Source organism: Glutamicibacter sp. NPDC127525 (genome assembly GCF_042672105.1).
Classification (GTDB): domain Bacteria; phylum Actinomycetota; class Actinomycetes; order Actinomycetales; family Micrococcaceae; genus Glutamicibacter.
Window position 1 is genome coordinate 472,579 of record NZ_JBHXVN010000002.1, and the last position, 18,837, is coordinate 491,415.

The 18,837-nt window shown below is 64.9% G+C and carries 19 protein-coding genes and 1 pseudogene; 9 read left to right on the top strand and 11 right to left on the bottom strand.

Translation table 11 applies throughout. The features are described 5' to 3' along the window. Positions 1-99 precede the first annotated feature (99 nt). Both ACFVHU_RS07940 and nhaA read left to right on the top strand, forming a co-directional pair. Positions 100-261 carry a hypothetical protein gene (locus ACFVHU_RS07940; protein WP_166650850.1) on the top strand — a complete coding sequence of 54 codons (162 nt, stop codon included), beginning with the start codon at positions 100-102 and terminating at the stop codon, positions 259-261. A gap of 86 nt (positions 262-347) precedes the next feature. Then, positions 348-1,634: a Na+/H+ antiporter NhaA gene (nhaA, locus tag ACFVHU_RS07945; protein WP_388023751.1), complete on the top strand. Its 1,287-nt coding sequence runs from the start codon at positions 348-350 to the stop codon at positions 1,632-1,634. A 54-nt stretch (positions 1,635-1,688) separates the two neighbouring features. Here nhaA and pstS read toward each other — a convergent pair whose 3' ends face one another. Together pstS and ACFVHU_RS07955 are read right to left on the bottom strand one after the other, a co-directional pair. After that, positions 1,689-2,765: a phosphate ABC transporter substrate-binding protein PstS gene (pstS, locus tag ACFVHU_RS07950; RefSeq protein WP_332595336.1), complete on the bottom strand. Its 1,077-nt coding sequence runs from the start codon at positions 2,763-2,765 to the stop codon at positions 1,689-1,691. A 211-nt stretch (positions 2,766-2,976) separates the two neighbouring features. Further along, positions 2,977-3,138: a hypothetical protein gene (locus ACFVHU_RS07955; RefSeq protein WP_388023754.1), complete on the bottom strand. Its 162-nt coding sequence runs from the start codon at positions 3,136-3,138 to the stop codon at positions 2,977-2,979. Between the two features lie 196 nt (positions 3,139-3,334). Between ACFVHU_RS07955 and ACFVHU_RS07960 the strand changes: the two genes are divergently transcribed. The 4 genes from ACFVHU_RS07960 to ACFVHU_RS07975 are packed head-to-tail and all read left to right on the top strand — an operon-like array spanning position 3,335 to position 8,108. Then, positions 3,335-4,039 carry an ATP-binding cassette domain-containing protein gene (locus ACFVHU_RS07960; protein ID WP_388023757.1) on the top strand — a complete coding sequence of 235 codons (705 nt, stop codon included), beginning with the start codon at positions 3,335-3,337 and terminating at the stop codon, positions 4,037-4,039. Continuing rightward, positions 4,036-4,710, top strand: coding sequence for an ATP-binding cassette domain-containing protein (locus tag ACFVHU_RS07965; RefSeq protein ID WP_388023760.1), 675 nt, complete (start codon positions 4,036-4,038; stop codon positions 4,708-4,710). Before ACFVHU_RS07960 ends, ACFVHU_RS07965 begins: the two co-directional genes overlap by 4 nt. A 57-nt stretch (positions 4,711-4,767) precedes the next feature. Next, positions 4,768-6,303 carry an ABC transporter substrate-binding protein gene (locus tag ACFVHU_RS07970; RefSeq protein ID WP_388023763.1) on the top strand — a complete coding sequence of 512 codons (1,536 nt, stop codon included), beginning with the start codon at positions 4,768-4,770 and terminating at the stop codon, positions 6,301-6,303. After that, entirely contained in the window at positions 6,303-8,108 is a 1,806-nt protein-coding gene (locus ACFVHU_RS07975; protein WP_388023766.1) for an ABC transporter permease subunit, read from the top strand. The genes ACFVHU_RS07970 and ACFVHU_RS07975 overlap by 1 nt, the downstream gene beginning before the upstream one ends. 119 nt (positions 8,109-8,227) lie before the next feature. Here ACFVHU_RS07975 and ACFVHU_RS07980 read toward each other — a convergent pair whose 3' ends face one another. From ACFVHU_RS07980 to arsB (ACFVHU_RS07990), 3 genes are read right to left on the bottom strand one after another with little or no spacing between them, the layout of a single operon-like run. After that, positions 8,228-9,655, bottom strand: coding sequence for an FAD-dependent oxidoreductase (locus ACFVHU_RS07980; RefSeq protein ID WP_388023769.1), 1,428 nt, complete (start codon positions 9,653-9,655; stop codon positions 8,228-8,230). A 42-nt stretch (positions 9,656-9,697) separates the two neighbouring features. Further along, positions 9,698-10,111: an arsenate reductase ArsC gene (locus ACFVHU_RS07985; RefSeq protein ID WP_388023772.1), complete on the bottom strand. Its 414-nt coding sequence runs from the start codon at positions 10,109-10,111 to the stop codon at positions 9,698-9,700. A gap of 11 nt (positions 10,112-10,122) precedes the next feature. After that, positions 10,123-11,178, bottom strand: coding sequence for an ACR3 family arsenite efflux transporter (gene arsB / locus ACFVHU_RS07990; protein WP_388023775.1), 1,056 nt, complete (start codon positions 11,176-11,178; stop codon positions 10,123-10,125). Between the two features lie 141 nt (positions 11,179-11,319). Here arsB (ACFVHU_RS07990) and ACFVHU_RS07995 point away from each other — a divergent pair, with 141 nt between their 5' ends. Continuing rightward, positions 11,320-11,694 (top strand): metalloregulator ArsR/SmtB family transcription factor, encoded by a 375-nt coding sequence (locus ACFVHU_RS07995; protein WP_332489430.1) that lies wholly within the window; start codon positions 11,320-11,322, stop codon positions 11,692-11,694. Between the two features lie 29 nt (positions 11,695-11,723). Here ACFVHU_RS07995 and ACFVHU_RS08000 read toward each other — a convergent pair whose 3' ends face one another. Further along, a complete protein-coding gene (locus ACFVHU_RS08000; RefSeq protein ID WP_286172297.1) occupies positions 11,724-12,221 on the bottom strand; it encodes a GNAT family N-acetyltransferase in 498 nt (165 codons plus the stop codon). Positions 12,222-12,230: 9 nt separating this feature from the next. Then, on the bottom strand, positions 12,231-12,620 hold the full coding sequence (locus ACFVHU_RS08005; RefSeq protein WP_286172296.1) for a MerR family transcriptional regulator: 390 nt from the start codon (positions 12,618-12,620) through the stop codon (positions 12,231-12,233). A 187-nt stretch (positions 12,621-12,807) separates the two neighbouring features. Here ACFVHU_RS08005 and ACFVHU_RS08010 point away from each other — a divergent pair, with 187 nt between their 5' ends. Beyond that, a complete protein-coding gene (locus ACFVHU_RS08010) occupies positions 12,808-14,331 on the top strand; it encodes a SulP family inorganic anion transporter (protein WP_133834748.1) in 1,524 nt (507 codons plus the stop codon). Between the two features lie 399 nt (positions 14,332-14,730). Here ACFVHU_RS08010 and ACFVHU_RS08015 read toward each other — a convergent pair whose 3' ends face one another. The 4 genes and pseudogenes from ACFVHU_RS08015 to ACFVHU_RS08030 form a co-directional block, all read right to left on the bottom strand. Then, positions 14,731-15,144 carry an arsenate reductase ArsC gene (locus ACFVHU_RS08015; protein ID WP_388023781.1) on the bottom strand — a complete coding sequence of 138 codons (414 nt, stop codon included), beginning with the start codon at positions 15,142-15,144 and terminating at the stop codon, positions 14,731-14,733. Between the two features lie 10 nt (positions 15,145-15,154). Beyond that, positions 15,155-15,877 (bottom strand): annotated as a pseudogene (arsB, locus tag ACFVHU_RS08020) (ACR3 family arsenite efflux transporter); the annotation flags it as partial. Between the two features lie 242 nt (positions 15,878-16,119). After that, entirely contained in the window at positions 16,120-16,335 is a 216-nt protein-coding gene (locus ACFVHU_RS08025) for a CDGSH iron-sulfur domain-containing protein (protein ID WP_133834746.1), read from the bottom strand. Continuing rightward, on the bottom strand, positions 16,332-17,360 hold the full coding sequence (locus tag ACFVHU_RS08030; protein ID WP_388023784.1) for an iron-containing redox enzyme family protein: 1,029 nt from the start codon (positions 17,358-17,360) through the stop codon (positions 16,332-16,334). Before ACFVHU_RS08030 ends, ACFVHU_RS08025 begins: the two co-directional genes overlap by 4 nt. A gap of 921 nt (positions 17,361-18,281) precedes the next feature. Here ACFVHU_RS08030 and ACFVHU_RS08035 point away from each other — a divergent pair. Continuing rightward, a complete protein-coding gene (locus ACFVHU_RS08035; RefSeq protein ID WP_105658704.1) occupies positions 18,282-18,518 on the top strand; it encodes a hypothetical protein in 237 nt (78 codons plus the stop codon). Positions 18,519-18,837 lie beyond the last annotated feature (319 nt).

Genomic DNA, 18,837 nt, shown 5'->3' on the forward strand with positions numbered 1-18,837 from the left:
TCGCAGATCAGCTGCCAGCCTGATGCACTAGCGGCAAGCCCACGGCAGCCGTGACGTCTCGAGTTAGGCCAATGCATCGCTGGTCTGTAGACTGGAAGCATGGCTCTGGTTGTCTCAACGCATGCGCAGCGGCTTCTCGCTGCCGTTTTCCCCAAGGGAAAACTGCTGACCAAGCTAGCCAGCGGCACCAATGGGTGGTTGAGTTCCTGGGGAACCAACGCCCACGGCGAGATCGCCGGCTGCCCGCCACCGCGCCACTAGTTGCGCGGTCCCGATTCCTGGTTTTTCTCCGGCGGATTCCGCGCGCCCTCGTGCCCTTTTCCCGGATCCCAGAAAGACCCGTTACTTTGCCATACCCCTCAACTGGCGTATCCCGCCAAGCACCCCACGCCCTGTGGCGTGGAATCCGCCAAACCCTCAAGCAGGACTCGATGGGCGGGCTGCTGCTGCTCTGCGCCACCCTCGCCGCCTTGGTCCTGGCCAATTCCCCTGCAGCCCCATGGTACGAGGGGTTGCGCGACTTCCGTTTCGGCCCCGAGTCCCTGCACTTGAATCTCTCGGTCGGAGCCTGGGCCGCTGACGGCCTGCTCGCCATCTTCTTCTTCGTTGTCGGCTTGGAACTCAAGGAAGAATTCGTTGTCGGCAAATTGCGCAATCCGCGCACGGCGATCGTTCCGGTGGCCGCAGCCGTAGGCGGCGTGGCGCTGCCGGCACTGTTCTACGTCCTTGTCATCTCCGCATCGGGAAGCTCCGCCATCAACGGCTGGGCAATCCCCGCAGCCACTGATATCGCCTTCGCGATCGCCGTGATCGCAGTGGTGGGCAAGTTCCTGCCCCCTGCCCTGCGCACCTTCCTGCTCACGCTGGCGGTGGTCGATGACCTGCTGGCCATTTCCATCATCGCCATTTTCTACACCGATGACCTGGCCTGGCTGCCGCTGCTCCTCGCGCTGCTGCCACTGGCGGCATTCGCGCTGGCAGTGCAGCGCGGGGTCCGCGCCTGGTGGGTCCTGATCCCGCTCGGCGCCACCGTCTGGGCATTGGTGCATGCCTCGGGAATCCACGCCACGGTGGCCGGCGTGCTGCTGGGCTTCATGGTTCCGGTGATTGCCACCCAGCGGGCGCATGTGCGCACCGGGAGCACCGGGAGCACCGAGCAGGGCGAAGTGATCCACGAAGGCCTGGCCGCCCACTTCGCGGACCGGTGGTCCATTCCCTCATCCATCATCGCCATTCCGGTGTTCGCCTTCTTCGCTGCCGGTGTTCCGGTCGGCGGCCTGTCCGGACTGGGCGAAGCGCTGGCCAGCCCGGTGGCACTGGGCATCATTGCCGGCCTGGTGCTGGGCAAGTCGATGGGCATCACCGCCGCCACCTTCCTGGTCACCAGGCTTCCGGGAATCAAGCTGGATGGCAGCATCAAATGGCCTGATGTGCTGGGGCTGTCCTTCGTGGCAGGCATCGGCTTCACCGTCTCCCTACTGGTCGGCGAGCTGGCCTTCGGCCAGGGCGGCGAGGAAGCGCAGTACGTGAAGGTCGGGGTGCTGTGCGGTTCGCTGCTGGCCGCGGTCATCGGCGCGGCGCTGCTCGGGTCGCGAAATCGCGCGTACCGCGCGGCGGCCAAGACTGCTGCATAGCTAGCCCTGCTGCATCCTTCCTGCGGATGGATGCAGCAGGGCTGTTCGCCCGAATCAGGAACGCGCGGTGATCGAATCGATGGCTTCGCGGGCATCTTCGGCCAGCTGCTGCGGCATCGGTGCGCTCTTGGCCGAGTCGGACGCTGTCTTCTGCCCCTGGTCGCTGACGACGTACTGGCCGAAGGTCTTGGCCAGTTCCACGGTCTGCGGATCCTCGTAGCCGCTGCAGAACAGCAGGTAGGAGACCAGCACCATCGGGTACGCGCCGGCGGCGGTGGTCTTGCGGTCCAGCTCCAGGGCGATATCGTGCTCACCGCGACCGTGGACCCGTTCCGATTCGGCCACTGCCTTGGCCGCTGATTCCCCGCTGACTGCCACGAATTCCTCGCCGACCTTCAGCTTCACCTTACCCAGCGACTTATCCACCAGGGAATCATCGGCATAGGTAACCGCGCCCACGGCGCGGGTCACGGTGGTCACCACACCGGCATTGCCCTGGGCCTTCTCCAGGCCGGTGGCATCCGGCCAGCCGCCATCCGGTTCGTGCGGCCAGGCTTCGGGAGCAACCGCATGCAGGTACTCGGTGAAGTTCTCGGTCGTGCCCGAATCGTCGGCGCGCGCCACCCCGGTGATCGGCAGGTCGGGCAGCTGGACCTGCGGGTTCAGCTGGGCAATGGCCGGGTCCTGCCACGAGCGGATCTCACCGGAGAAGATCCTGGCGATCGTTGGGGCATCCATGTTCAATTCCTTGATGCCCGGCAGGTTGAAGGCGATGCTGATCGGCGAAATATACGCCGGGATATTGATCGCACCCTGCGGGCCGCAGGTCTCGATGGAGCGCTGGACTTCCTCTTCCTTCAGGTAAGCGTCGGATCCGGCGAATTCGGTGCCGCCTGCCAAGAGCCCGGCACGTCCGGCGCCGGAGCCCACCGAGGCGTACTGCACCTGGACCTGGGGATGCATGGTGGAGAATTCGGTGGTCCAAGCGTTCATGGCGGAATTCTGCGCGGTGGATCCGCCGCCGGTCAGCGTGCCTTGGAGGCTAGAGCTATTCGATTCAGCGGCCTTGCGCTGCTCTTCTCCCAGCGGGTAGTCCGACCCGCAGCCCGAAAGCAGCAGGACCAGGCCCATGCTGGCAATCGCGGTGAAAGCGGCGGTTCGAGGCAGAGGTGGCCGGGCAGGTCCGGTGGTTCGCAAAACTTCTCCTGGGGTCCAAGGTGAACGGCGGATGAACTTGAAATTCCAGTGAATCATCATCCCTGCACTTTCCGAAATCATTCCTTGGTTACAGCCGATGAATACTCGGCGGGCGCTGTGGGCGTCGAATTGCTTTTCCAGACACCTAGTCCCCTCCGGTGCCAGTCCTCGAGTCAATGGCAGCGAGGTCCTGCGTAGCGGACCCGGTCAGCCCCGCGCCTACGACGATGGCGTCATAGGTTGCGCCCGGCTGGAATTGGTCGGCTCCACCGGAAGAACGCTTCGCCTGCCATAACGACTCCATCATCGCTTTCTCCTCTTGCTCAGTTTGCTGCCGCACCCTGATTCCACGGTATGCACAAGCGCCGAGGTTCGGTACGGCCACGAAAAATTAGGCGAATTCACCCAGCTTGGCCAGCAGCCGCGGCCCGCCACGGCCGCCTTGCCGATCCCGGAGGCTGATTTGCGCTGCCGAGAAAACTTAAGTGATAATGATTCTCATTATGACTCTTGAAGAGCCCGAGCTCGCCCGCCAGCCCCGCGCCCCACTGCCGCCCAGCCCGGCCTTGTGCCTGCGTAACGCGCGCCTGGGACTGCCCGGCGCCGCCAGCCCGCTGCTCGACGTCGAGGAGTTCATGCTTCTTCCCGGCGAGCGCGTGGTCATCACCGGCCCCTCGGGTGCTGGCAAGTCGCTGCTGCTGTCGATGATCACCGGGAACTGGGCACCCGGACTGGAATTCACCGGAACCCGCACTCCCGGATCAACGCGCATCGGCTACATCCCGCAGCGCGGCCAGGACGCCCTGCATCCGCTGCTGCCGCTGGGACGGCAACTGCGCAAGGCCACCGGCGCCAGCGCGCAGCAAGTCCGCGGCATCCTGCAAGACGCCGGGCTGGGCGATCCGCAGCTGCTCGCACGACGTCCCGCAGAACTCTCCGGAGGGCAAGCACAGCGCGCCGCCATAGCCCTGGCCGTGCTCAGCCAGGCCCCGGTGATCCTTGCCGATGAACCGACCAGCGCCCTGGACCACACCGCCCGGGACCTCATCCTGGAACTGCTGGGCACCCTGCTGGGCCAGCAGCAGGCCCTGGTGCTGGTCACCCACGACGCGGCAGTTGCCCAGGCGCTGGCCACCCGGCACCTGGTCCTGGACTCCGGGAAGATCGCCAGCACCCGCGCGCCCCGGCTGGAACGGGTACCGGCTTGAGCATCCCCGCATTGGAAGTATCCGCGCTCAGCGCACTGCGCGGGCACGGCGCAGCCCGCCGACTGGTCCTGGAGCCCCTTGGCTTCACGCTGGCCCCGGGCGAATCGGTGGCCGTCACCGGGCCGTCCGGCGCCGGCAAATCCACCCTGGCCGACATCGTGCTGGGCCTGGAGCTGCCGGACTCCGGAGAAATCCGCGTGCTGGGCCAGCACTGGAGCGCACCGAAGCGCAGCCACGCGCCAGCACGCCGCCGGCTGGTCCAGGGCGTGCCCCAGGATCCTGCCGCCGCCTTCGTGCCGCGCTGGAGCATCCGCACCTCGCTGCAGCAGGCCATCCACCGGCTGGCTCCCCCAGCCGGCCCCGGAACGGGCATCGACCGGGCTGCCGAGCTGGCGCAATTCGACACGGCACTGCTGGATCGGCGCCCGCACCAGCTCTCCGGAGGACAGTTGCAGCGGGCCGCGCTGGCCCGCGCCGTGGCAGTGAACCCCTCGGTGCTGGTGGCGGACGAGCCGACCAGCGCCCTGGATCCGGACACCGCCCAGGCAGTCGCCGGCCAGCTGCTCTCCACCGCCGCCAACTCGGGCATTGCCTTGCTGCTGATCACCCATGACCCGCAGCTGGCCGCGCAATGCTCGCGCACCATCGCCATCCGCCCACCGTCCCAATAACCCGCCCACCAGCTGATCACCCATCACCGATCACCCATCCCCAAGGACCTCGCACCCATGAATCGACCCCGCCCCAAGACCCTGGCTTTGCTCACCATCCCGCTGGCCGGGGCACTTGCCCTCAGCGGCTGCTTCTCCGCGGCCGCCGAGCAGGCCGGAAGCACCGACCGCATCTCCGTAGCCCACATGCAGCCGCCCCGCTCCGGGCTCAGCCCGCTCAGCGACGACGCGTTCAAGCTCTCGCGCTGGTCCACCGCCGAAACCCTGGTCAATCTCGACGCGTCCGGGGACGCCCAGCCGGCATTGGCTACCAGCTGGGAACGCAGCGGCGAGCTTGCCTGGGACTTCGAGATCCGCGAAGGCGTCAGCTTCCACAACGGCCAGCCGCTGACCGCCCAAACGGTGGCGAACTCCTTGCAGCGGGCCATCGACTCGACCCCGGTGCCGCGCATCCTGAACGGAACCGCATTGAAGGTCGCGGTGCGCGGGGAGCACGGACTGCGGATCACCACCGCGGACCCCGACCCGCTGCTGCCCCAGCGGCTCTCCAGCCCGCAGCTGGCCATCTTCGCCGCCGAAGCCTACACCGCCAACGGGGTGGATCCGGCCGGCCACGGCACCGGCCCCTTCCAGATCGTGGACGTAGACGGGATTTCCGGGGCCACCCTGGACCGGTACGAGGGCTACTGGGGCGAAAAGGCCGCAGCCTCGGGCATCGACGTGAAGTTCGTGCCCGATGGCACCGCCCGCGCCGCCGCGCTGCGCACCTCGGAAGCAGATGTCATCGAGGCCATCCCCGCCGGGCAGGCCGCCACGGTGGACCAGGAGCTGCTCACCGAAGTGCCGATGCCGCGCACCAACACGCTGTACCTGAACACCGAGAAGGGCCCGTTCGCCGACCCGGCGGTGCGCGCCGCGGCCCGCGAAGCCATCGACCGGGCGGCCATCGTGGAGTCGGTGTACGAGAACCGCGCCGATATAGCCGAGGGCCTGCTCGGCCCGGCCCTGCCCTACGCCGCCGGGCTGCGCGATTCTGGAGAATACCGGCAGCTGCTGGCCCAGCGTGCCGAACCGGCCAAGGTCAAGGACGTGGAAATCACTCTGGGCACCTTCACCGACCGCGCCGAACTGCCAGAAGTCGCGGTGATCCTGGAGCAGCAGCTGGAAGCGGCCGGGTTCATCGTGAAGCAGGATGTGCGCGAATACCAGTACATCGAGGCCGACGCACTGGACGGCGCCTTCGATGCCTTCATCCTCTCGCGCGCCACCGTGCTGGATTCCGGGGACCCGGTTGCGTACTTCGCCTCCGACTTCACCTGCGAAGGCGGCTTCGCCATCGCCCAGCTCTGCGACAAGGACGTGGACCAGGCGATCGCCCGAGCCTCGGAAACCGAAGCCGGGGAACAGCGCCAGCAGCAGATCATGCTGGCCGAAGCCCGGATCCTGGGCACCGACGCGGCCATCGCGCTGCTGCACGAACGCGTGATCCAGGGCGAGGGCCCCGCCGTGCGCGATGCCGCGCAGGATCCGCGCGAACGCGAGCTGATCACTGCGCAGACCCGCCTGGACAGCGACCAGGAGCCGCAACGCTGATGAACTGGTTCGCTCTGAAGGCGCGGCGCCTCTCCTGGCCGTCCTTCGCATCCTGCCTGCTCAGCGCGCTGGCCCTGCTGATGGTAGCCGGCGCGCTGCCCTGGCTTTCGCGCACGGACCCGGCCGCCGCGGTGCTGCGCGCACGCTATGCCGAACTGGAACCCACCGAGCAGGCGCTGGCCGCCGTGCGCGCGCAGCTGGGCCTGGACCAGGGCCCGCTGGCCACCAGCCTGCACTGGTGGTCCGGGGTGCTGCACGGGGATCTGGGCAGCTCCTGGGTCAGCGGGGCAGAAATCGCTCCCGGCGTCTGGCGGGCGCTGTCGGTCTCCGCCACGCTCACCGCCTTCGCCACCATCATCGCGCTCGCCGTGGCCTTCGCCCTGGTGCTGCCCGCCGCGCTGCGCGTGCTGCGCAACCGGCAGCATTCAGGATCCGGGCCGCTGGGCGTGGCACTGACCGCCTTGCCCGAATTCCTGCTGGCCAGCTTGCTGCTGGTACTGGTGGCGGTGCAGCTGCAATGGCTTCCGCCCTACGGGTGGACCGGGCTGGACACCGCGGTCCTGCCCGCACTGGCCCTGGGCATCCCGGCCGGCGGATTGCTGGGCCGGCTGCTGGCCGATGCCATCGCCTCGGTGGCCGCCGAACGCTGGGCCGGGATCTGGCACCTGGCCGGAGCTCCGGCGCCGGCCATCCTCTCCGGGGTGCTGCGCCGGGCCGCCGCGGCGGTCATCGACCAGCTCGGCTTGGTGTTCATCGGCTTGCTCGGCGGCGCCGTGGCCGTAGAGCAGGTCTTCGCGGTGCCCGGACTTGGCCGCTATCTGCTCGGGGCGGCCAATGCGCAGGATATTCCCGCCTTGCAGGCCGGGCTGCTGCTGATGGCGGGATCGGCGCTGCTGATCGGAATGCTCACCGCAGCGGCCCGGCGCGCGCTGCGCGGCGGCGCCCTGCCCGCAGGATCGCTGCCAGCCCCGCCCGAGGCGCGCGGCAACGGCAGGATCCAGCGCTGGACTGCGGCGATCACCTGCACCGCGCTGCTGGCCATCCTGGCTTTCGGACTGCCGCGCGACCCCTACACCCTTGCCTTCCAGAGGCTGCAAGCCCCGGGGGCCGGTTTGCCATTCGGCGCCGATTCCAGCGGACGGGATCTGCTGGCCCGCGTGGCCCACGGAACCTTGGGCACGGTAGGCCCGGCGCTGGGAATCGTGGCCTGCGCAATCCTGATCGGCCTGCTGCTAGCGGCAGCAGGCGAGATCTCGCGCGGGCCGGCGGTAATCGCCAACGCGACTCCGCCGATTCTGGCCGGGGTGGTCATCGCGGCCTTGCTGGGCCCCTCGGTCGGCGGTGCGGCGCTGGCCGTGCTCTGGGTGAGCTGGCCTCCGCTGGCCACGCATGCTGCCTCGCTGCTCGACGAAGCCCGGGCCATGCCGCATATCCGCTGGCTTCCGCTCTCCGGGGTGCCGCGCGGCCGGATCTGGGTCCAGCATCTGCTGCCCGCGGTGCTTCCGGCCCTGCTGAGGCACGGGATGCTGCGGCTGCCCGGGGTGGCACTGGCCTTGGCTGCCCTCGGATTCCTCGGGCTCGGGGCACAGCCGCCCACCCCGGAGTGGGGCCTGCTGCTGGCCGAAGGCATCGGCTATGTCGAGCGGGCTCCGTGGACTGCCATCGCCCCGGCTACCGCGCTGGTGCTCACTTCCGTATGCGCGGTGGCGCTCGCCGGAATCCCGGCGCCGCAGCGTGCCGGTACCCGAGGCGCGGCAAAGCAGCAGGATCCGGCGTCCAGGAACACACCGGTCCCGGTGAGCTGATACGCGGGCCTATCCCGGCGCTCGAAAAGAAAATGGAGCCAAGGGGCAGCGCGACTTATGCCGCGTTGCCCCTTGGCTCCATCGAGTTTCCGTGGCGATCGACCCTTGCCCAAGCTGGCTTACTGGGCGGCCACTTCGCTGTTGCCGTGCAGTGTTCCCGTGGCCAATCCCAGGCTCACCGGCTGCGGCGAGGTGCAGCAGCCGGCAGCTTCGGCGGGCTCGGTTCCGCAGGCGGTGTCGCTGGCCGCGGGGGCATCGCAGGAACCGCCCAGATCCGTGGAGCAGACCCCGGTTTCCGGCAGATCCAGTTCAACCCGGCCCGCCCCTTCGGCATCGCCGGACAAGCCAGCGGCAATGGAGCGCACCTGCTCGTAGCCGGTAGCCATCAGGAACGTCGGAGCCCGTCCATAGCTCTTCATTCCAACGATGTAGAAGTTCTTTTCCGGGTGCGCCAATTGCTTTTCGCCGTGCGCGCTGACCGTTCCGCAGCTGTGGAATTCCGGGTCGATCAATGGCCCGAGCTGGCGCGGGGCTTCAACGCATTCATCCAAGTCCAGACGCAGTTCGGAGAGCATCTGCAGGTCCGGGCGGAAACCAGTGGCCGCGATGATGCGGTCAACGGCCAGCTCGCGCCCGTCAGCCAGCGACACGGATAGCTGCTCGCCGGCGCTCATCGAAGCCACGGACACGTTTTCCAGCAGTTCCACATTGCCGTTCTCAACCAGCCGGCGCAGGGACGTGCCCAGCTGGCCCCGGGCTGGAAGCTGGTCAGCAGCTCCCCCGCCGTACAGGCGAATCGGGTTGGCCGCCCCGCGCAGGCCCCAGAGGATCCGGGTGTCCGGGAACTTCTTCTGCAACCGGCCCAGGGCAATGACGGTATTCGCCGCCGAATGCCCGGCGCCAAGCACCAGCAATTTCTTGCCCGCGAGCTCCTGCTCATCGGCGCCCAGCGGATCAGGAAGCCCGCAGATGATGAAGCCGCGCTCGCGCGCCTGCGCTTCACCGATGGCTTCGATTCCGGCCCGGCCTACCGGGCTTGGCTGGTTCCAGGTGCCACTGGCATCAACCACGGCACGGCCGAGAAGATCCACCGGGCCGCCCGGAGTTTCGGTGCGCACCAGGAACGGGGCTTCATCTCGGTGCGCGGTGCGTGCCTTGTCGGCACCGCGGCCGTCGGCCAGCACACGGCTGATCTTCGCCACGCGGTGGCCGTAGCGGATGCGCGGTGACAGGTCCGGGTGGGCGGCCAGCGGCTGGAGATATTCGCTGACCAACTCCGCGCCGGTGGGAAGCTTGGTGATCCGCGGCGCTTCCCAGCCTCCGGCGTATCCCTCGCTGGGGGTTTCCAGCAGCCGGCGGGCGGCGACATCGATATTGAAACGCCATGGGGAGAAGAGCTTGATGTGGGCCCATCGCGAAATCGCGGCGCCTGCGCTGGCTCCTGCTTCCAGGACGAGCACCTCCTGCCCACGTTCGCGCAGGTGGGCGGCGGTGGCTAGGCCGATGGGGCCGGCGCCGATGACGATGACTGGAAGGTTCTCCTGCATGGGTTTCTCCTTGGCTACTGGAATTCTGGAGACGGTCTGCGCTTAGCTGGCCGGCAGCAGGTCGGCGATGAGGTTCTCAATCCGGGCACGGATTTCATCACGGATTGGCCGCACGCCGTCAATGCCCTGCCCTGCGGGGTCTTCCAGCTTCCAGTCTTCATAGCGCTTGCCCGGGAAGAATGGGCAGGCATCTCCGCAGCCCATAGTGATCACCACATCGGAGTCCTGCACGGCTTCGGTGGTCAGCACCTTGGGGATTTCCGCGGACATGTCGATGCCGACTTCTTTCATGGCTTCCACGGCGGCCGGATTGACCGAATCGGCCGGGGCGGAACCGGCCGAGCGGACCTCGATCCGCCCTCCGGACAGGTGGGAGAGGAAGGCGGCGGCCATCTGGGAACGCCCTGCATTGTGCACGCAGACAAAGAGAACCGAAGGCTTTTCGATAGCAGTCATGAGTTTTTTCCTTAGGCAGAAGTAGCGGGAGCCTTGGCAGCTGGGAAGAATTTCCGGGACCACAGGGCCACGTAGACCAAGGCAACCAGGATCGGCACCTCGATCAGCGGGCCGACCACGCCGGCCAGGGCCTGGCCGCTGGTGGCACCGAAGGTGGCGATGGCTACCGCGATGGCCAGCTCGAAGTTGTTGCCGGCGGCAGTGAACGCCAGAGTGGTGGTGCGCGGGTAACCCAGCTTCAGCCAATGCCCGATGAGCATTCCGGCACCGAAGACCACCACGAAGTAGATCAGCAGCGGGATCGCCATGCGCAGCACATCCAGGGGCTTGGAGATGATGTTATCGCCCTGCAATGCGAAGAGCAGCACGATGGTGAACAGCAGCCCGTACAGTGCCCACGGCCCGATTTTCGGCAGGAATTTTCCCTCGTACCAGTCGCGGCCCTTGGCCTTTTCGCCCAGGGTACGGGTCAGGTAGCCGGCCACCAGCGGAATGCCCAGGAAGACCAGCACCGAGGCGGTGATGGCGGCAATGGAGAACTCGGCGCTGGTGGTTTCCAGCCCCAGCCACGATGGCAGCAGCTGCAGGTAGAACCAGCCCAGGGCACCGAAGGCGATGACCTGGAAGACCGAGTTGATGGCCACCAGCACCGCGGCCGCTTCCCGGTCCCCGCAGGCCAGATCATTCCAGATGAACACCATGGCGATGCAGCGGGCCAGGCCCACAATGATCAGGCCGGTGCGGTATTCGGGCAGGTCTGCCAGGAATACCCAGGCCAGGACGAACATGAACGCCGGGGCCAGGACCCAGTTGATCACCAGCGAGGTGATCATCAGCTTCTTGTCGGCCAGCACGCGGCCGGTTTCGTTGTAGCGGACCTTGGCCAGCACCGGATACATCATGACCAGCAGGCCGATGGCGATGGGTACCGAGACCCCGGCCACGGTGAAGCGGTCCAGCAGCTCGCCCAGCTGAGGGAAGATGCGGCCCAGACCCAAGCCGACGCCCATGGCCAGCAGGATCCACAGGGCCAGGTAGCGGTCCAGGAAGGAAAGTTTTGCCGCCACGGGGGCAGTGTCTAGCGCAGGCGCGGGTGCCACTGATTCATCACTCCAAGAATAGGCATCGACGATTGTCGATGTTTTGAGTATGATGAAACATATCGACGTTTGTCAATCTCTGGCACCAGAAGAAAAGAGCCAAGGCCCGTGAGCACAGCCACCGTGAATCCTGCCGGAGAAACTTCCCCAGTACCGGCAGCCGACGCCTGCTGCACGCCATCCCAAGGCGAGGCAATCCTCAACGCCGGGCAGGCCGAAGCGTTGGCGCTGCGCTTCAAGGCCCTGGGCGATCCCAACCGCCTGCGCATCCTGTCCATCGTCTCCGCCAGCGAATCGGCCGAGACGTGCGTCTGCGACCTGCCCGAACCATTGGGCCTCAAGCAGCCGACGGTCTCGCACCACCTGAAAATCCTGGTGGAGGCCGGAATCCTGCACCGCGAAAAGCGCGGGGTGTGGGCGTACTACTCCGTCGTCCCTGGCGCTTTGGAATCCCTAGGATCCAGCCTGGCACCCAAGGGCTAGGCCGCAGACCCACCTGGGCAGGGCGCTACCTAGAGCCTGAGCTCATACAGGACGGTATCCAGCCATTGCCCCGCCACTGCCCCGCGGGCACCCCGGGCAATCCGCTCGCGCCGGCCAACCTCGCGGAACCCGGCCCTGGCATGCAGTACCCTGCTGGCTTCGTTGCCGGCGATGACTGCCGACTGCACCATCCAGTAATCTTCTTCCCTTGCCCGGGCGATCAGCTCGGCCAGCAGCCGAGTGCCAATGCCGCATCCGGCATGATCCGGATCAATGTACACCGAGTGCTCCACCACGCCGTGGTAGGCCGGGCGGGCCGAAACCGGGCTGGCCGCAGCCCAGCCGAGAACCTTGGCATCGGGCGCAATGGCCACCAGCGACAAGGCAGGAATTTTCGCCGCGAAGAACTTCTCGCGTGCCGGCACCTCGGATTCGAAGGTGGCCAGGCCGGTCTCGATGCCGCTGGCATAGATGCGGGCGACATCCGCCCAGTGGTTCTGCGCCATCGCGGCTAAGCGGATCTCCATGCTTCAGGCCTACTTGGTGCGAAGATCCGCGATGAAGGACTCGGCACGCTGCAAGTTCAGCGCGAGCTTGTCGCGCTTGGCGCTGGCACGCTGGGTGTAGTCATCGAGCTTGGCCCGGGCGACGGAGTCCTGCGGATCTGCCGCGAGCGCGTCCACCGCGTCAAGCAGCTCCCCCATTTCCTCCAGCGAGAAGCCCAGCGGCTTCATCGAGCGGATCACCAGCATGCGGGCCAGATCCGAGTCGGTATAGATCCGGAAACCGCCTTCGCTGCGGGTGCTCGCCGGCAGCAACCCCACCTCGTCGTAGTGGCGGATGGTGCGATGCGACAGGCCGGTAGCCTCGACCATGTCACCGATATGCATCGAACCGCCCGCACCTTCGGTCTTCGCTTGATCCATGAAGTCCTCCGTTTCCTCCAATTACAACCCTACCCTTACGTTAGGTTAGAGTTATATTCGACGGCATCAGTTCTACGACCGCTCCGGCAGCTCTTGCCTCGTCTGCGGCGCAATGATGCCCATCCCATGAATTCTACGCACTGCACGTGCCCCACGCTTACTGGCTTGAAAAGAAGGGAGCTCACCTATGAGCACCAGCACCACAGCGGATCCTTCCGCACTGAGTCCCACCGAGCGCCAATCGGTATTGCGCACCCTGAAATCACCGCGGCTGCTGAAAACAGAGGTGCTGGCAGGCCTGGTCGTGGCCCTGGCCCTGATCCCCGAGGCCATCGCCTTCTCCATCATCGCCGGTGTCGATCCGCGCATCGGGTTGTTCGCCTCGTTCACCATGGCGGTGTCCATCTCGTTCTTCGGCGGCCGCCCCGCCATGATCTCCGCGGCCACCGGCGCCATCGCGCTGGTCATCGCACCGCTGGTAGCCAGCCACGGCGTGGACTACTTCATCGCCGCAGTCATCATGGCAGGCGCCTTCCAGGTGGTACTGGCCCTGCTGGGCGTGGCCAAGCTGATGCGCTTCATCCCCCGCCAGGTCATGGTCGGATTCGTCAACGCTCTGGCCATCTTGATCTTCCTCTCCCAACTCCCCGAGCTGCTCGGCGTACCCTGGCTGGTCTACCCGCTGGTGGCCCTGGGCCTGCTGATCGTCTTCGGCCTGCCCAAGCTGACCACCGCCATCCCCGCCCCGCTGGTGGCCATCGTGGTGCTGACGCTGATCACCGTATTCGCCTCGGTTGCCGTACCCACCGTGGGCGACAAGGGCCAGCTGCCCGAGTCCCTGCCAACACTGTTCTTCCCGGATATCCCGCTGAACCTCGAAACCCTGCAGGTGCTCTTCCCCTACGCACTGGCCATGGCCTTCGTCGGCCTGCTCGAGTCCTTGATGACCGCCAAGCTGGTCGATGACGTCACCGACACCCACTCGAACAAGACCCGCGAATCCTGGGGCCAGGGCGCGGCGAATATCATCACCGGATTCTTCGGCGGCATGGGCGGCTGCGCGATGATCGGGCAGACCATGATCAACGTCAAGGCCTCCGGGGCACGCACCCGCATCTCCACCTTCCTGGCCGGAACCTTCCTGCTGATCCTGGTCGTGGCACTGGGCGACATCGTGGCGCTGATCCCGATGGCCGCACTGGTCGCGGTAATGATCTTCGTTTCCATAGCCACCTTCGACTGGCACAGCATCCGCCCTTCCACGCTGCGCATGATGCCCAAGAGCGAAACCACGGTCATGCTCATCACCGTGGCTTTCACGGTCGCCACCCACAACCTGGCCATCGGCGTCGGGGTGGGCGTGCTCACCGCGATGGTGCTCTTCGCCAACCGGGTGGCCCATCTGGTCACCGTGGAACGCCGCCTGGCGGAGCACTTCGGGGAGCAGATCGCCAAGTATGAGGTCAATGGCGAGCTCTTCTTCGCCTCCTCCAACGATCTCTACACCCAGTTCCACTACGCCGAGGATCCGGACCGCGTGGTCATCGACATGTACAACTCGCACCTGTGGGACGCCTCTACCATCGCATCGCTGGATGCCATTACGGAGAAGTACGAGAAATACGGCAAAACCGTTCAGATCGAGGGTCTGAATACCGCCAGCCTGAAGATGCGCGAACGCCTAGGCGGAAAGCTCGGCGGCGAGCACTAAGAGGGCGCAGGCAAGCACGGGCAGCCAGGCTGCCGATAAAAATCCGTGCAAATGCTCGGCGGGGGTTTTGAACTGGTCCTCGATAGTTGGCCCAGTTAGAAGAATTCGAACCGCTCTTGGCGCAGGTTCTCGCTTACCAGCCGGTGGCCTCACCGTTTTCCCGCGGCGCCTCGGACTCGATCTGAGCGCAGAAATTCGCGGTAAGAGCTGCAATTGAAGCCCATGCAAACTAGCTGGGTGCTGCGCGCCGGGTTCTGCGAAAGCTTTCTACTATCCGCACTAGGGAGTCTGCGGTTTCCAAACCAAAAGGCCTGGCAGACGCCAGGCCTTTTGGCGTTGAACTAGGACTCACTGGAAGCATGGAAGCCATGCCTGCCTGGCTCCTCGCCAAGAGCGAGACTAGGTGCCCTTGATACGCTCCCACAGATCGTTAACGCGAGTCTCGATATCGCTGAAGATCTCGCTGGTCTTCTCGAATGTCACATCCTGCGGATCGGCGATTTTCCAGTCAAGGTATTCTTTGCCCGGGAAGAATGGGCAGGCATCTCCGCAGCCCATAGTGATCACCACATCGGAGTCCTGCACGGCTTCGGTGGTCAGCACCTTGGGGATTTCCGCGGACATGTCGATGCCTTCCTCCAGCATTGCCTGGACGGCGGCCGGGTTCACCGAATCAGCCGGGGCGGATCCGGCCGATCGCACTTCGATGCGGCCTTTGGACAGGTGGGAGAGGTAGGCAGCGGCCATTTGCGAGCGCCCGGCGTTGTGCACGCAGACAAAGAGGACCGAGGGCTTGATGTTGTTTTCAGCCATGATTGTTTCCTTAGACAGAAGTGGTAGTTGGCTTGGCAGCGGGGAAGAATTTCCGGGACCACAGGGCCACGTAGACCAGGGCGACGAGGACCGGCACCTCGATCAGCGGACCCACCACCCCGGCCAAGGCCTGGCCGCTGGTGGCACCGAAGGTGGCGATAGCTACCGCGATGGCCAGCTCGAAGTTGTTGCCGGCCGCGGTGAACGCCAGAGTGGTGGTGCGCGGGTAACCCAGCTTCAGCCAGTGGCCGATGAGCATTCCGGCGCCGAAAACCACCACGAAGTAAACCAGCAGCGGGACGGCCATGCGCAGCACATCCAGCGGCTGGGAGATGATGTTGTCTCCCTGCAGCGCGAAGAGCAGCACGATGGTGAACAGCAGCCCGTACAGTGCCCACGGCCCGATTTTCGGCAGGAATTTACTCTCGTACCAGTCGCGGCCCTTGGCCTTTTCGCCCAGGGTACGGGTCAGGTAGCCGGCCACCAGCGGGATGCCCAGGAAGACCAGCACCGAGGCGGTGATCGCGGCAATGGAGAACTCGGCGCTGGTGGTTTCCAAGCCCAGCCAGGATGGCAGCAGCTGCAGGTAGAACCAACCCAGGGCGCCGAAGGCGATGACCTGGAAGACCGAGTTGATGGCCACCAGCACGGCAGCCGCTTCACGGTCGCCGCAGGCCAGGTCATTCCAGATGAACACCATGGCGATGCAGCGGGCCAGCCCCACAATGATCAGGACTGCTCCGTCGTCCCTGACGCTTTGGAATCCCTGGGCGCCAGCTTGACGGCCAAACCCTACGCAGGCTTGCCGCAACTGCATTCCAGGCGGCTGGGATCGCGCCACCCGGGATCCACCAACTAGCCGCATTCCCGCGTCCGCGCAGGCAGCTCGGCGAACGGCATCAAACGCTGCAGGTCCCGGCAGTGCCGGCCCGCTGCGGACCGGATGCGCAATAGCCCGTTTCAGGAGCCAGTATCCTACTTCGGGCGCTCGAACTTCATCAGCTTGTGCGTGCCATCGCAAAAAGGCTTGATGGCAGAGCCCCCGCAACGGCATAGCGCGACCGGCCCTTTCCGGGCCTCGATGGATTGCCCCTCGGCATCCACGATTTCAAATTCTCCCCTGAGCAGCAATGGGCCCTGCGGGCAAACAGTAATCATGGCCGCTTCCGAAGCGCTGCGCCCCTCGCTCATACCACTGCCCCCGCTCCGGCATGCAACGCCGACCTTCCAGCTTCCCACGCGTCCAAGTACTTCGCGCCTGCCAACGCGTCAACCGCTGCAGCGGCTTGGGCTCCGAAGAGTATGTCGGGCACCAGATCCGGTTCGTCTTCAGCCAGTCCGCCCGCGAGGTCGCGGCCGGCAATTTGCTCATGGACAGCATCAGCTTCCACATGCTCATCGAAGTAATCGGTCACCGGGGATTCATATCCCAGGCGCCGGAACCCGCGGGCATAAGCGGCCTGGGGTATTGAGGAAGTCATCTCGTACAGTGCCAGGTGGCCAGTGATGGCTCCCCGAAGGCGCCGGTGCATGCCGAAGAGCGAAATCATGTTCACTGCCGCCAGCGTCACCGCCGGTATGCGGTCCACGTACGCGCCGAAATCATCACGCAACCCCACGCCCTTCATGGTCTGCCTGAACAGCTCGCTATGCATTCGCGGCAGCTGCCCATTTCCGTATTCATCAGCCTGGATCTCCACCATGGCGGCTTTTGCACGGCCTTCGAGTTTCGGGATCGCCCAGGTATGCGGATCAGCTTCCTTGAGCTGGTAAATCGACTTCAGTATCAGGAATTCGCGTGCTTGGCCGGCAGTGGCCTTGCGCTGGATGAACCTCGAGACCGACGGCCCAGCATCATCAGCAGCAAGCTCGAACAGGGCTTGGGCCACTTTCGCGGAGCTGGGTTCCACGCTTGGAATCGAGCCTGCCGCCTCGCGCAGCGCTTGCTCGAAAGCCTCCTCGATCCGGGCCCGAAGCGAAAGGAGCCCGGGGTCCCATTCCCAGCGGTCATCAACTTCTTCAAATCCCCGATAGTGCAGTTCGTAGAGCACGAAAAGGCTCAGCTGCAGGTCCCCGTCATCCAGCACATCCGAAGCCGCAGCCAACCGATCAGTTGCGACCGTTGCCAAATAGGCTGCGTATTCCTCCGAGGGGTTGCACAGCAACGCATTGTTCAGCGCTTGGGACAGGTCTCCGCGGGGTACGGGCAGATGCATGATGCTCCTTCGTTCACACTGATCGCACGGTCAGCAATAGTGGCAGTAGGATGATCGTGCCAGCATCCCCGGGATATAACCACCATTGGGAGGAAAAGCCAAGGTAAGCCCCTGATCGTGCTCCCCAGCTATGTTCTCGACAGCACCTTACCCCTGAGGAACATAGGGCTGTCGGCCGGCCAATCTCGACATGATGTCTTGTCCCAGCTTTTCCATAGCCAGTGGGAGCTGCGACCGGGATTGGGTTGGGATCATGATGGCAACCGATTAGAGGCAGAACTTACCGGAGTCGTCAGGGAGCACCTGTCGCCGCCCACTCTTATTGGCACATTCAATCTGGCAAGTAAGCAGGTCATGCCGTGTAAAACTGCCGACAATACTGGCGCCCAGAAGTTGCTCGCACCACTGACAACAAACCCGGTCCAGAATCTTTTGCTCCATGTCCACACCCAACTGCCAGGTGTCGACTCGTTCATTTCCCCAAGATGAAAACAGGTTCCCTAGGGCTGTCGCGTTGCCACTTTAGTATCGAGTAGGCCCGTCTGCTACTCCAGCAAGGGACCAATTACTTGGCATCATTCACTCGCTCGCACTTTCGAATAACGAACTTTCAGGGCCGCACTGGTCGTCAGGTCCGTGCTCGCTAATCAAGGAGAGTCATGCCCCTAAGCCGCTAATATCACAGCTTTGAAGCAGTGGGCCCGGGCACTTCAGAGGCACTGGAAGTTTCACAGAGTTACTACAGTTGCTCCATGGGCCATACTGCGATCGATTATTCGGGATCCAGCGCTGGGCGCTTGGCAGGCGCTGTATTACGAGAAGCTGCTCCCTCAATACCCTGCTAGGCTCAAGATGCTGCCGACGTTGCGCCGCGTGTACGGAAGAAACATCCGAATTTATCTTCATCGATGGGAATATCTCATGGGCAACAGCCCTGAAGCAGCACTAGGTATCGCACTACTGACATCACTGGTCCGCCAAGACCGAGAAGCCTTCCTGATCATCGCCTCCGAGCTGGAAGGAGGCAACACGCAAGCCGTGGCCATCCTTGCACGGCTAGGTGAAGCAATGGTCGCGATGATCGCTGAGCTGCTGCAGATCGGCAACGAGGAAGCGCTCACACGCATCGCAGCGTCACTGGCCCTCAAAGCTGGATAGAACTCAAAGAAATATGTGAAAGAGCAGAATCTGACAGCGGAAGAACAGCGAGAGCGGCCGTGAACCTGAGTAGAATGGGGGTAATAGGCTCGGTCGGGTAATTTATTGTTCACGACGCAGCGAGCTCTTTCAATCAAGGATTATATTTGCCTCGCAGTTCTCTGCTGGACGCTCCAGCACCCACCGTTAAACCCGGTGATCCTCAAAGTTTCTTCCACGTCAAAAAGTTGGTCACCGAAGCTGGACTGGTCGGCCGCCGCCGCGGGCACTATCTCGGGTTGGGCATCGTGCTGACGGTGCTGCTAGCCGGTACCGTTAC